At 69.6% G+C, this 12,877-nt stretch carries 11 protein-coding genes; 7 read left to right on the top strand and 4 right to left on the bottom strand.

Translation table 11 applies throughout. The features are described from left to right. From KBY81_RS14715 to KBY81_RS14705, 3 genes are all read right to left on the bottom strand, one after another. Nucleotides 1-1,880: ribonuclease J (locus KBY81_RS14715; protein WP_254976897.1), on the bottom strand; the 1,880-nt coding region annotated here is incomplete at its 3' end. 77 nt (nucleotides 1,881-1,957) lie between these two features. Beyond that, nucleotides 1,958-2,887, bottom strand: a complete 930-nt coding sequence (dapA, locus tag KBY81_RS14710) for a 4-hydroxy-tetrahydrodipicolinate synthase (protein WP_106222103.1) — start codon at nucleotides 2,885-2,887, stop codon at nucleotides 1,958-1,960. Further along, nucleotides 2,884-3,966: an aspartate-semialdehyde dehydrogenase gene (locus tag KBY81_RS14705; protein ID WP_254971873.1), complete on the bottom strand. Its 1,083-nt coding sequence runs from the start codon at nucleotides 3,964-3,966 to the stop codon at nucleotides 2,884-2,886. The genes dapA and KBY81_RS14705 overlap by 4 nt, the downstream gene beginning before the upstream one ends. A 269-nt stretch (nucleotides 3,967-4,235) precedes the next feature. On the opposite strand from KBY81_RS14705, the gene tig reads away from it, so the two are divergent. From tig to KBY81_RS14680, 5 genes are all read left to right on the top strand, one after another. Next, nucleotides 4,236-5,690, top strand: coding sequence for a trigger factor (gene tig, locus KBY81_RS14700; protein ID WP_254976896.1), 1,455 nt, complete (start codon nucleotides 4,236-4,238; stop codon nucleotides 5,688-5,690). Between the two features lie 141 nt (nucleotides 5,691-5,831). Further along, nucleotides 5,832-6,473, top strand: coding sequence for an ATP-dependent Clp endopeptidase proteolytic subunit ClpP (gene clpP / locus KBY81_RS14695; RefSeq protein WP_106222299.1), 642 nt, complete (start codon nucleotides 5,832-5,834; stop codon nucleotides 6,471-6,473). A 143-nt stretch (nucleotides 6,474-6,616) separates the two neighbouring features. Further along, a complete protein-coding gene (gene clpX, locus KBY81_RS14690; protein ID WP_106222109.1) occupies nucleotides 6,617-7,990 on the top strand; it encodes an ATP-dependent protease ATP-binding subunit ClpX in 1,374 nt (457 codons plus the stop codon). A gap of 9 nt (nucleotides 7,991-7,999) precedes the next feature. Continuing rightward, a complete protein-coding gene (locus KBY81_RS14685; RefSeq protein WP_254976895.1) occupies nucleotides 8,000-9,022 on the top strand; it encodes a hypothetical protein in 1,023 nt (340 codons plus the stop codon). Nucleotides 9,023-9,061: 39 nt separating this feature from the next. Continuing rightward, nucleotides 9,062-9,799 (top strand): lecithin retinol acyltransferase family protein, encoded by a 738-nt coding sequence (locus KBY81_RS14680; RefSeq protein ID WP_254976894.1) that lies wholly within the window; start codon nucleotides 9,062-9,064, stop codon nucleotides 9,797-9,799. Here the strand turns inward: KBY81_RS14680 and KBY81_RS14675 are convergent. Further along, nucleotides 9,790-10,503, bottom strand: coding sequence for a hypothetical protein (locus tag KBY81_RS14675; RefSeq protein WP_254971881.1), 714 nt, complete (start codon nucleotides 10,501-10,503; stop codon nucleotides 9,790-9,792). The genes KBY81_RS14680 and KBY81_RS14675 overlap by 10 nt on opposite strands. 192 nt (nucleotides 10,504-10,695) lie before the next feature. On the opposite strand from KBY81_RS14675, the gene KBY81_RS14670 reads away from it, so the two are divergent. Together KBY81_RS14670 and KBY81_RS14665 are read left to right on the top strand one after the other, a co-directional pair. Continuing rightward, the gene (locus KBY81_RS14670) at nucleotides 10,696-11,634 is read left to right on the top strand and encodes a hypothetical protein (protein ID WP_254976893.1); all 939 of its coding nucleotides are present in this window, start codon (nucleotides 10,696-10,698) and stop codon (nucleotides 11,632-11,634) included. A 65-nt stretch (nucleotides 11,635-11,699) separates the two neighbouring features. Further along, the coding region (locus KBY81_RS14665; RefSeq protein ID WP_254976892.1) for a DNA polymerase III subunit gamma/tau at nucleotides 11,700-12,877 on the top strand (1,178 nt) is incomplete at its 3' end.

Below are 12,877 nucleotides of genomic sequence, written 5' to 3'. Positions count from 1 at the left end.
CAAGCCGCAGCGGTCACCAGCTGACGCTGGGGCACGGCGGCGGGCTGGCGCCCACCCCCATCCCTGCGGCCGCCGCGGGGCGCCGGACGGGTGTCGGGTTCGGCATCGGCCCGGCCCTTGTAGGCCGGGGTGCCGGCCGGCGCGGGCTGCACCAGGCAGATGATCAGCGGGTCCACCTGGAGCTCGCGGCGCAGGCGGCGCTGCAGGCCCACCTCCACCTCCCGCTGCACACCCACCCAGTCGACATCGGGGGCCTTGCCGCCGGTGTTGCGGGCCAGCTGGTTCCAGCGGTTCTCCAGCACCCAGGTGATCTCCCGCTCGGCCCAGACCGAGAGCTTGCGGGCATCGGCGGCCGTGACCACACCGCGCAGGTTCACCCGTGGCGGCGCCGCCATCACACCGTCGGTGGTGATGACCGCCAGCAGGGTGATGACGCCGTCCTCCGCCAGCTGCTGGCGCTCCTTGAGCACCCGGGCATCGACGATGCCATTGCGGGAGGCGTCGAGCAGCTCGATGCCGGCCTTCACCGGCTCACCCTTGTGGATGGTGTCGGGGGTGAGCTCGACCACATCGCCGTTGTCGATGATCAGGATGTGATCGGCCGGGATGCCCATCGACTGGGCCGTCTTGGAATGGCAGACCAGCATGCGGTGCTCGCCGTGCACGGGCACGAAGAATTTCGGCTTGGCCAGCGCCAGCATCAGCTTGTGGTCCTCCTGGCAGCCGTGGCCGGAGACGTGGATGCCCTCGCCCTTGCCGTAGACCACCTTGGCGCCCATCATCATCAGCCGGTCGATGGTGTTCACCACCGAGATGGTGTTGCCGGGAATCGGGCTGGCGGAGAAGATGATCGTGTCGGTGGACTTCACCTGAACCTGGGGATGTTCGCCGCGGGAGATGCGGCTCAGGGCCGCCAGCGGTTCGCCCTGGCTGCCGGTCATCAGCAGCAGGGTTTCCCGGTCGGGCAGGTCGCGGATCTGCTTGATCGGCACGAACAGATCATCGGGGGCCCGCATGTAGCCGAGTTCGCGGGCCTTGGCGATCACGTTGAGCATGGAGCGGCCCAGCAGCCCCACCTTGCGGCCGTTCTTCATCGCCAGTTCCAGAATCATCGACACCCGATGAATCGAGCTGGCGAAGGTGGTGATGATCACCCGGCCTTCGGCCTGGCTGATGTGGCGATCCAGGTTAGGGAACACGGCCCGCTCCGGCGGCGTGAAACCGGGGATCTCGGCGTTGGTGGAATCGCTGAACAGGCACAGAACGCCCTGCTCGCCGTAATGGGCCAGGCGCTGCAGGTCGAAGGCCTCGCCATCGACGGGGGTGTGGTCGAACTTGAAGTCACCGGTGAAGATAACCACGCCGACGGGGGTGGTGATGGCCAGCGTGAAGCTGTCGGCCATCGAGTGGGTGTTGCGGATGAACTCCACCTTGAAGTGCTGGCCCACATGCACCACATCCCGCGGACCCACCGTCTGGATGGTGGTGCGGTCGGTGACCCCCGCCTCCTCCATCTTCCCCTGCAGCATCGACATGGCCAGGCGGGGGCCGTAGATGATGGGGATGTTGAAGTTCTTGAGGTGGTGCGGGATGCCGCCGATGTGGTCTTCGTGGCCGTGGGTGACCACCATGCCGCGGATGCGCTTCTGGTTCTCGCGCAGGTAGCTGGTGTCGGGCATCACCACGTTGACGCCATGCATGCCATCGCTGGGGAACGCGAGACCGGCATCGACGAGCATCAGCTCATCGCCGTATTCGAAGACGCAGGTGTTCTTGCCGATCTCGTGCAGGCCGCCCAGCGGAATGACACGCAGGCCCTGGTGCTTGGCTTTGGCGCCGTTGCCGGAGCGGACGATGGGATTGGCGTTCTGACTGGACATGTAGGGAAGGACTCAGGGGGGTGATGAAAGGAAACGTGGAGCGGAAGCGGAGGTGACTCTGGACATCAGCCTTGGCGTCAGGTGGGACGCAGGGCAGCCAGGATCGAGGAAAGGCGCTGTCGCACGGCGGTATCGGCGGAAAGCAGGGGAAGTCGGGGGGCACCCACCGGCCAGCCGCAGATCTCCAGGGCGGCTTTGACGGGGATGGGATTGGTGGTGCAGAAGAGGGCCCTGCACAGGGGCAGCAGCTGCTGGTGCTCGTCGAGGGCGGTGGCAACGTCGCCGCTCAGGAAGGCCTGGAGCATGGCCCGGATCCTGGGGCCCACCAGATGGCTGGCCACGCTGACCACGCCCACCGCACCCACCGCCAGCATCGGCAGGGTGAGGGCATCGTCACCGCTGTAGATCGCCAGGCGATCGCCACAGAGCTCCCGCAGCCGGCTGACCTCTTCGGTGGTGCCGCTGGCGGCCTTGAAGCCCACCACGTTGGCCTCATCGAGCAGGCGGGCCGTGGTGTCCGGGGCCAGGCTGCAGCCGGTGCGACCGGGGATGTTGTACAGCATCAGGGGCAGCTCAGGAGCGGCCTGGGCCACGGCCCGGAAATGGGCTTCGAGGCCCTCCTGGGGCGGCTTGTTGTAGTAAGGCACCACCACCAGGGCACCGTCGGCACCGAGGGCGGCGGCCTCGCCGGTGGCTTCCACGGCTTCGGCGGTGCAGTTGCTGCCGCTGCCGGCCAGCAGGGTGGCGCGGCTGCCCACCGCCCCCTTCACGGCGGCGAAGAGCTCGTGCTGCTCCCGCCAGGTGAGGGTCGGGGACTCGCCGGTGGTGCCGCACAGCACGAGGCCATCGGAGCCGTGGCGGACCAGATGGTCCGCCAGCCGCGCCGCCAGCTCCAGATCGACGGCCCCGTCCGGCTGGAAGGGGGTCACCATGGCCGTGAGCACCCGCCCGAAGGGCGCCTCGGGGGAGGGGGCCGTGCTCGGCGCCGGCAGGGTGGCCGTGCTCAAGCGGCACCTCCGGCGGCGGCATCGGGCGCGGCGGGATCCCGCAGCAGTTCGGCGATCTGGATGGCGTTGAGGGCGGCACCCTTGCGGATCTGGTCACCGCAGAGCCAGAGCTCCAGGGCGCAGGGATCGCTGAGGTCCTGGCGGATGCGGCCCACGGCCACCGGATCCCGACCGGTGACGTCGGTGGGCATGGGGAAGCGATTGGTCTCGAAGTTCTCGATCAGCTCGACCCCGGGGGCGGCCGCCAGCAGCTCGCGGGCCTCCGCCACGGGGAAGGGCTCCTCGAACGCGATGTTGACGGCCTCGGAGTGGGCCCGCAGGACCGGCACCCGCACGCAGGTGGCCGTCAGGCGCAGTTCGGGCAGACCCATGATCTTGCGGGTCTCGTGGAGCATCTTGAGCTCCTCCTCGCAGTAGCCGTTCGGCTGCAGGGGCGAGTTGTGCAGGAAGAGGTTGAAGGCCAGCGAATGGGGCAGCACCGCGCTCACCGGCTCACCCCCCTCCAGCACCGTTCGGCTCAGGTCGCGCAGTTCCTCCATGGCCCGGGCCCCGGCGCCGCTGGCCGACTGGTAGGTGCTGACCACCACGCGGCGGAGCGGCCGCCGGGCCGCCAGGGGGGCCAGGGCCAGGGTCAGCAGGATGGTGGTGCAGTTGGGATTGGCGATGATCCCGCTGTGGGAGAAGGCGGCCTGGGGGTTGACCTCGGGCACCACCAGGGGCACGGCCGGATCCATCCGGAAGGCACTGGAGTTGTCGATCACCACCGCGCCGGCGGCCACGGCCACCGGCGCCCACTGCCGGGAGACCGAACCGCCGGCCGAGGCCAGCACCAGGTCGATGCCCTCGAAGGCGTCGGCGCCGACGGGCTGGACCTGCAGCCGCTCACCCTGCCAGTCCAGGCCCTGGCCCGCCGACCGCGGCGAGGCCAGCGGCCGCAGCTCCGCCACCGGAAAGCCCCGCTCCTGGAGAAGCACCAGGAGTTCCTGGCCCACGGCTCCGGTGGCGCCGAGGATGGCGATGCGCAACGGCCGTGAAGGCAGGTGGCGCGGAGGGGAGGGAAGGGTCGCTGAGACGGTCAACGGGGGGAAACGGGACAGGTGGCGGGGCGGGAGCGGGCCTGCTGACTGGAGACGGGGCCCGGAGGGAAACCCTGGGAAGGGATCGTGGAACGGATGGGGCTGGAGGCTCCGGGAACGGGAGCCTGAAACAAAACCTCCAGCCTGGGGGCCGGACGGAACTCTTCAGTTGGAGATATGGGCGCGCCGGTGCGTCGATCGCACAATACGTGGCGGAGGCCCGGAACGGCCAGTTTCTAGGATGGGGGGCTGCCCCGAGCGAGCCCCGTTTCATGAGCCCTGCCGCCAGCACCGAAGCCAACCTCCGGGTGAGCACCTCCCCGCGCCCCGGAAGCCGTCTGGCGGTGGAGGTCGCCGTGCCTGCGGGGCGCAGCCAGAAGAGCTACGAGGCCGCCCTCGAGAAGCTGAGCCGCAGCGTCAAGCTGCCCGGCTTCCGCAAGGGACGGGTGCCCCGGCCGGTGCTCCTGCAGCAGATCGGCCCGCTGCGGATCCGCGCCACCGCCCTTGAGGACCTGGTCGATGCGGTCGTGCGGGAGGCGATGCAGCAGGAGGCCATCGAGGCCATCGGCCGGCCCGAACTCAGCGAAGCCTTCGAGCAGGTGCTGGAGCGCTTCACGCCCGGGGAGGAGCTCACCATCACCCTGGAGATGGACGTGGAGCCCACCCCCACCCTGCGCAGCACCAAGGGCTTCAAGGCCGAGGCGGAGCCCGTCCCCTTCGACCCGGCCCGGGTCGACGAACTGATCGAGCAGTCGCGCCGCCAGCTGGCCACCCTGGTGCCGGTGGAGGACCGGCCCGCCGCCGAGGGTGACGTGGCCCAGATCGCCTTCCGCGGCACCTTCGTCGACTCCGGCGAGGCCATCGAGGGCGGCAGCAGCGACGGGATGGAAGTGGAGCTGGAGGAGGGCCGCATGATCCCCGGCTTCGTGGCCGGCATCATCGGCATGGCCGTCGGGGACAGCCGCGACGTCTCCTGCCGCTTCCCCGACAGCTACCCCCAGGAGACGGCGGCGGGCCGGGAGGCCCTCTTCGCCATCACCCTGCTGGAACTGAAGACCCGGGAGCTGCCGGCCCTCGACGACGCCTTCGCCCAGCAGGCCAGCGACAAGCCGACCCTCGCCGAGCTGCGCGCCGACCTGGAGAAGCGCCTGCGGGAGGACGCCGAGCGCCGCCATCGCGCCAACCGCCATGAGGCCCTGCTGGCGGTCCTGGTGGAGGAGCTGGAGGTGGAGCTGCCCGAGACCCTCATCCAGCAGGAGGTGCGCAACCTGATCGAACAGACCGCCGGTCAGATCTCCCAGCAGGGCATGGACGTCAAGAAGCTGTTCACCCCCGACCTGGTGCGCAGCCTCATGGACACCTCCCGGCCCGAGGCCGAGCAGCGGCTGCGGCGCAGCCTGGCGCTCAAGGCCCTGGCCGCGGCCGAGAAGATCGACGTAGCCGCCGCCGACCTGGAGGCCAGGCTGGCCGAGATCCGCAAGGGCCTGAGCGACAGTGCCGCCATCGACCCGGAGCGGCTGCGGCTGGCGGTGGCCGAGGACCTGCTGAAGGAGAAGCTGCTGGAGTGGCTCGAGGCCAACAGCACCATCACCGACAAGGCCCCGGCCGCGGACGAGCCCGAGGCGGCGCCGGCCACCAGCGAAGAGCCGCCGAAGCCGGCCAGGGCCGCCAAGGCGAAGAAGGCCGCCGCGGGAGCCGAGGCCCGGGAGGACGACGCCCAGCCATAGATTGAGGCCACTCCCCCCGTCCGCCAGCGAAACCGCGTGATCGACGCCCGACCGCCCCTGATCCCCGACGGGCTGCCCGCCGCCCTGGCGGGCCCGTCGGGGGCTCGGCCCCACCCCGTGAACAACCTCTGGCAGGGGCCGATGCCCTGGAACGGCCTGGGGGACTGGATGCCCTCGGCGGCTCCGGGGGTGCTGCCCACCGTGGTGGAGCAATCGGGCCGCGGCGACCGGGCCTTCGACATCTATTCCCGGTTGCTGCGGGAGCGGATCATCTTCCTCGGCACCGGCATCGATGACCAGGTCGCCGATTCCCTGGTGGCCCAGCTGCTCTTCCTGGAGGCCGAGGACCCCGAGAAGGACATCCAGATCTACATCAACTCCCCGGGCGGATCGGTGACCTCCGGCCTGGCCATCTACGACACCATGCAGCAGGTGGCGCCGGACGTGGTCACGATCTGCTACGGGCTGGCCGCCAGCATGGGGGCCTTCCTGCTCACCGGCGGGGCGCCCGGCAAGCGGATGGCCCTCCCCAATGCCCGGATCATGATCCACCAGCCCCTGGGGGGCGCCCAGGGCCAGGCGGTGGACATCGAGATCCAGGCCCGGGAGATCCTGTTCCTCAAGGACACCCTCAACGGCCTGATGGCGGAACACACCGGCCAGCCGCTGGACAAGATCGCTGAAGATACGGACAGGGACTACTTCCTTTCCCCGGCGGAGGCGGTTGAATACGGACTCATCGACCGGGTGGTCGATGACGCCCCAGCCCCCGTCGTCCCTTAGCGCCTCTGGCCAGGACGTCACCGATCACCGCTCCGAACTTCAGGAACGACTGACAAATCGACGGCTGGGGTCGATCCTGGGGGCAGGTCCTGCCTGCCGCCACTCCCAGGGCGACCACCGCCGCTCCCGCCGCCTCCTTGCCGATGGCCAAGTTCGACGCCCATCTGAAGTGCTCCTTCTGCGGCAAGTCCCAGGAACAGGTGCGCAAGCTGATCGCCGGGCCTGGCGTCTACATCTGCGACGAGTGCATCGATCTCTGCAACGAGATCCTCGACGAGGAGCTGGTCGAGCACCACGGCCATGGCCCTCCGGGCCGGCCCATGGCCGATGGGGGCCGCAAGGCCCCGGCCAAGAAATCGGCCCGGCCCGCCCCCACCCTGGCCACCATCCCCAGGCCCCAGGAGATCAAGAGCTTCCTCGACCAGCAGGTGGTGGGCCAGGAGGAGGCCAAGAAGGTGCTGGCCGTGGCTGTCTACAACCACTACAAGCGGCTCGCCTGGCAGGGGGACGGCAAGGGCGAGACGGACCAGACGGCCACCCGCCTGCACAAGTCGAACATCCTCCTGATCGGCCCCACCGGCTGCGGCAAGACCCTCCTGGCCCAGTCCCTGGCGGAGATGCTGGATGTGCCCTTCGCGGTGGCCGATGCCACCACCCTCACCGAGGCGGGCTACGTGGGCGAGGACGTGGAGAACATCCTGCTGCGCCTGCTGCAGAAGGCTGATCTGGACGTCGAACAGGCCCAGCGGGGCATCATCTACATCGACGAGATCGACAAGATCGCCCGCAAGAGCGAGAACCCCTCGATCACCCGCGACGTCTCCGGTGAGGGGGTGCAGCAGGCCCTGCTGAAGATGCTCGAGGGCACCGTCGCCAACGTGCCCCCCCAGGGTGGCCGCAAGCACCCCTACCAGGACTGCATCCAGATCGACACCAGCCAGGTGCTGTTCATCTGCGGCGGCGCCTTCGTGGGACTGGAGGACCTGGTCCAGAAGCGGATGGGCCGCAACGCGATCGGCTTCCTGCCGGCCGATGGCCGCAGCCGGGTGCGCGCCGGCAAGGAGAAACAGTCCAGCGAAGTGATGCGCCATCTCGAACCGGAGGATCTGGTGCGCTACGGCCTGATTCCCGAGTTCATCGGCCGGCTGCCGGTGAGCGCGGTGCTCGAACCCCTCGACACCAGCGCCCTGGAGGCGATCCTCACCGAACCGCGGGACGCCCTGGTGAAACAGTTCCAGACGCTGCTGAGCATGGACAACGTGCGGCTCGAGTTCGAACCGGGGGCCGTCGAGGCCATCGCCGCCGAAGCCCACCGCCGCAAGACCGGAGCCCGGGCCCTGCGGGGCATCGTCGAGGAGCTGATGCTCGACGTGATGTACGACCTGCCCTCCCGCCGCGATGTGCAGACCTTCACCATCACCCGGGAGCTGGTGGAGCAGCGCAGCAAGGCCAAGGTGCTGCCGATCAGCGCCGCCGCCGACCTCGACGGCCACCGGGGCGAACAGGCCACGGCCTGACACGGGGGCGTGCTCAATCAGGCGGTCTACCTCCTCACGGTGGGCGAAGGGTCGGAGGTCTACGCCGATAGGGCGCTGGTCTCGATTCTGTCGCTGAAGATCACCAACCCCTCCCTCCCCGTCCGCCTGGTCTGTGACAGCGAGAGCGCACGGCGACTTCAGGAGAGCGGCCATCGCCTGCCGGGGCTCTGCGACAGCCTCGAGGCGGTGGAGACGCCGGAGGGATCGCTGGTTTACCGCCATCGCTGGATCAAGACCCAGCTGCCCCGCTTCCTCGGTGGAGGCGGCATCCACCTCGACGCCGACACCCTCGTCCGGGGCTCCCTCACGGCCCTGCCCCAGGGCGACTGGGACTTTGCTGCCGTTCCCGACTACAACCGCTGGGACATGGCCGAGCATCTCCGGACCCTCCCCCATGTGATCCAGGCCCTGGAGCTGGGCTGGACGCTGGACCTGACGCGGTACTTCAACAGCGGCGTCTTCTGCTGGAAGGACACCCCCGCCGTCCATGCCTTCTTTGCCGCCTGGCATCGGCTCTGGCACGAGGGGGTGCGGGGCGGGGGGCTGCTGCAGGATCAGCCCTCCTTCAACGCCACCCTGCAACGCGGCCTGGTGAACCAGGCCACGCTGCCGAACGCCTTCAACACCATGGTCCTGCCGGCCTGGGACCTTTCCCCCGAGGCCGTGGTCTGGCATTTCTGGTCGGCGGGGGGCTGGAAGGACCACTCCTTCGCCCAGCTGGTGGAGCAGGCAAAGCACCTGGGCACGGAGCGGCTGACGGCGAACGTGCGGCGGGCGATCCGCTTTTCGAGGCCATGGCCGAACTCCGGCCGCGGTCTGGCCCGCCTGCTCGACTGGCGCGGCCACCGCTACGGCGGCTACCGGACGGCGGAGCGGCTCTGGCTCTCCGGGCAACGGCGGGCCACCCTTCTCCACCTCCTCAGGCGCGTGCAGGGAGCCGCCAAGCGCAGCGGCCCACCCGGGCGAGCGGCTATCCCCACTCCCGGAGGGAATCCCCGGCCGCACCGGTGACGCGATGCTGAGCGGAGTCCCCCTGTTCCGCCCCACGCCTTGGCCGCCGCCGACCACCTGCAGGCCCCCCGCCAGCACGGCCTGTTCCTGCACCACGGCATCGACCTGGGGGACGGCACCGTGGCCCACTACCTGGAGGGCCGGGAAATCCTGCGCAGCCCCCTGCAGGAGTTCAGCCGCGGGGAGTCCGTCAGCGCCGTGACCTATCCGGAGGGGGCCTGCTCGCCGGTGGGGGTGACCCTGCGGCGGGCCATGGGCCGCATCGGGGAGCAGCGCTACAACCTGCTGTTCAACAACTGCGAGCATTTCGCCCACTGGTGCAAGACCGGTCGGCATCGCAGCGCCCAGGTGGAGGACTGGCTGCACACCGGCAGCCTCGGCGCCCTGGCCCTGGGCCAGTTCGTGCCGGCCGCCCTGCTCACCGGGGCGCGGGTGCTGCTGCGCCAGGGCCAGTCCCTCGCCGAGACCCTGGCCAGCGGCCTCGATCCCGAGCAGCTGGCCCGGGGTCGGGAGCTGGCCCGCCGCAGCCTGGAGCAGCTCGATGGCCTGCGGCAGCGACTGCAGGAGCGTCTGGAGGAGGAGCTGGCCCGGGCCGAACGGCGCTGGGGCGAAGGGGATCGGGATGGCAGCCTCGCCACCGGCAGCGACCCCTACGAGCGGCTGCGCCTGGCGGGGCAGAGCCTGGCCGACCAGCTGGCGGCGGTGGAGGAGATGGAGGACCGGCTGCAGCGCCTGCTGGAGCCGGGGGTGCCTGCCGAGGGCCAGGATCAGTCGTAACCCAGCGTCGCGAAATCCACCGCCCACAGCTGCCTCACGCGCGCCTCGGCCTCCGGCTCGAAGGCCTCGCCGGGCGGCAGGTGATCGGTGGCGTTCAGGTGCGGCAGGGTCAGCTGGCAGCCGAGGCGGCGGCTGACGCTCTCGAAGTCGGCCGCGAGGGTTTCGAAGCGGCCGATGAAGTCCACGATCACTTCGCCGTCGGGACTGCAGACGTAGGAGGTCTGGAACAGGGTCGGGGCCATCGGCAGTCCCCGATAGCGGTGCAGCTGGCCGTGGAGAAGGTTGACGTCCTCCAGCGTGAAGCGTCTCCGGGCGACGGGCGGAGGCGGCTGGGCCGGGAGCGGGGTCGCGGGGCGATCGACCCGCCGGCCCGCCAGGCGCCGCAGCACCGACCGGGCCCTCCCGGGGGGCTCCACCGCCGGGGGCGAACCGCAGCGCGGCGCCAGGTTGTAGGCGAACTGGGAGGTGAACCAGTCGAGGGGATGGCGCACGAAGACGAACTTGAAGCAGGACTCCCAGACAGGACCGGGCAGCAGGGCGCGCAGAACCGCCGGCGGCATGTGCTTGTTGGCCCAGAGACCCGGCAGACCGGTGTTGAGCCCATCCACATCACCGTAGGGACCCAACTGATTCTCGATGGATGTTGTTCCGGTCTTGCCGTTGGAGATGAAGATGAACTTCTTTTCCAGGGAAATGATCGCCACCGGGAAAGACTCTGTCGGCCAAATGTCCTCGCCACCCTACAGGATCGGCCCGGTTCCGTCGGCCCTTTCTGCCGGCACCCATGGCAACGCCCTCGGCACAGAACGGTGACCGCCGAAGTGAGAACACCACCATGGATGCGGCCCGATTGCGAATGCGATGTAGGATCAACCAAGGACCATCCTTTCGGATGCGTGAAGAATCTCATCATCACCTCTTCCTTCGGTTATCACCCTGTCCAGCTGATCCCGTTCCTGGAGTCAGCACAGCGGGCCTGCAAGGAAGCCGAGGTGACGATCATCACCTCACCGTCCGATGCGGTGCGCTACGCCATCCTCAACGAGCGCTATCCCAACCTCCGTTTCTTCCAGATCCCCGAAAGGAAGCGATCACGCCAGCAGGCAGAGAACGGAACGCCAAGCCAGGTCCGGCAACGTCTGAAGAGGGCCAAGCTCATCGCCCTGCTGCTGCTCAAGAGCAAGCTCGGCCTGCGGCCGATCATCCGCCACGACCGGCCTTCCGTTCTCGGCCTCAGCCTGCTCAACGTCCATGTCTGCCTGCGGCGTTACTTCGCCGCCCGGGACCTGCTGGCTGAGCGCGACGACGGGGACATGGGCTCCGTCCTGCTGGCCGATGTGCGTGATGTGATCTTTCAATCCGACCCGTTTGCCCATGTGGGTTCCGGTCGCTACACGGGGGACGAGATTCTCAAGGTCAGGGACTGCCACTCCAACGCGGTCTGGATCAAGGCGGCCTACGGCGAGGAGATCTTCCAGCAGCTCGCCGACAGGGTCTCCGTCTGCTCGGGGGTTTCGATCGGCACCATCGGGTCGATGCGGGAGTATCTCGACGCCTTCTGCCGGGAAACCATCCGGGTGATGCAGGACAAATGCCTCGACACCCTGCCGGTCTGGGATCAGGCCTTTCACATCAAGATGCTTCTCCTCGACGGCTTCCCCTTCCAGACGGTGCCGTGGAACGGCTTCGTCGCCACCGTCGCCCAGGCGGGGGGGGAGCACCTGCGGGTGAATGGCGACGGGCTCGTGGAGGTGGATGGTCGGGTCCCGGCGATCCTGCATCAGTACGACCGACATCCGCCGATCCAGGAGCACATCCACGCCACCTACCGCTGAGCAGCCCCGCCGATCCGCCCGATGGCGGTCCGCCTTAGGCTCCCTGTCCGGTCAGGGCAGGGTGCATGGTCCAGGCCTACGAGCCCCTTCATCACAAGTACCGGCCCCAGCGCTTCGACCAGCTGGTGGGCCAGAAGGCGGTGGCCGACACCCTCAGCCAGGCCCTGCTGCAGAACCGGATCGCCCCCGCCTACCTGTTCAGTGGGCCCCGCGGCACGGGCAAGACCTCCAGCGCCCGGATCCTGGCCCGCTCGCTCAACTGTCTGGCCAGCCCGGGCCCGACCCCGGAGCCCTGCGGGCGCTGCCAGCTGTGCCTGGACATCGCCGCCGGCAACGCCCTGGATGTGATCGAGATCGACGCCGCCTCCAACACCGGCGTCGACAACATCCGGGAGCTGATTGAACGCTCCCGCTTCGCCCCGGTCCAGGCGCGCTGGAAGGTCTATGTGGTGGACGAGTGCCACATGCTCTCCACCGCCGCCTTCAACGCCCTGCTCAAGACCCTGGAGGAACCGCCGCCGCGGGTGGTGTTCGTGCTGGCCACCACCGACCCCCAGCGGGTGCTGCCCACCATCCTGAGCCGCTGCCAGCGCTTCGATTTCCGCCGGATCCCCCTGGAGGCCCTGGTGGGGCATCTGGAGTGGATCGCCGCCGAGGAGTCCATCGGCATCACCCCGGAGGCCCTGCACCTGGTGGCCCAGCGCTCCCAGGGGGGTCTGCGGGACGCCGAGAGCCTGCTCGACCAGCTCAGCCTGCTGCCGGCGCCGATCGCCGCCGCCGCGGTGTGGGACCTGCTGGGGGCGGTGCCGGAGGTGGAACTGCTGCAGCTGGCCGAGGCCATGGCGGCGGCGGATCCCCTGCTGGTGGTGGAGGGCTGCCGGGAACTGCTGGACCGGGGGCGGGAACCGGCCGCCGTGCTGCAGGGGCTCGTCAGCCTGCTGCGGGATCTGCTGCTGGCGGGGGTGGCCCCCGACCGTCTGGAGCTCACGAGCGTGACACCCGAGCTGCGACCGCGGCTGCCGGAGGTGGCGCGCCGGATCGGCAAGGCCCGCCTGCTGCGGTGGCAGTCCCAGCTGAAGGGCAGCGAACAGCAGCTGCGCCACAGCGTCCAGCCGCGGCTATGGCTGGAGGTGCTGCTGCTGGGCCTGCTCGCCGAACCGGCCGCCGTGGCCGCCGCACCCGCCGCCGCGCCGGCGGGACCGCAGCCGCCCGTCGAAGGCCAGCGGGTCAGCCGCAGCCCGGA

Origin of the sequence: Cyanobium sp. Lug-B, assembly GCF_024345635.1 — a bacterium.
Classification (GTDB): Bacteria; Cyanobacteriota; Cyanobacteriia; order PCC-6307; family Cyanobiaceae; genus Cyanobium; species Cyanobium minutissimum.
This window is presented reverse-complemented; position numbering and strand designations above follow the sequence as displayed.

Coding starts and splice junctions, on each gene's coding strand:
- tig (WP_254976896.1), top strand. CDS start 4,236: ATGAGCCCTGCCGCCAGCACCGAAGCCAACCTCCGGGTGAGCACCTCC.
- clpP (WP_106222299.1), top strand. CDS start 5,832: ATGCCCTGGAACGGCCTGGGGGACTGGATGCCCTCGGCGGCTCCGGGG.
- clpX (WP_106222109.1), top strand. CDS start 6,617: ATGGCCAAGTTCGACGCCCATCTGAAGTGCTCCTTCTGCGGCAAGTCC.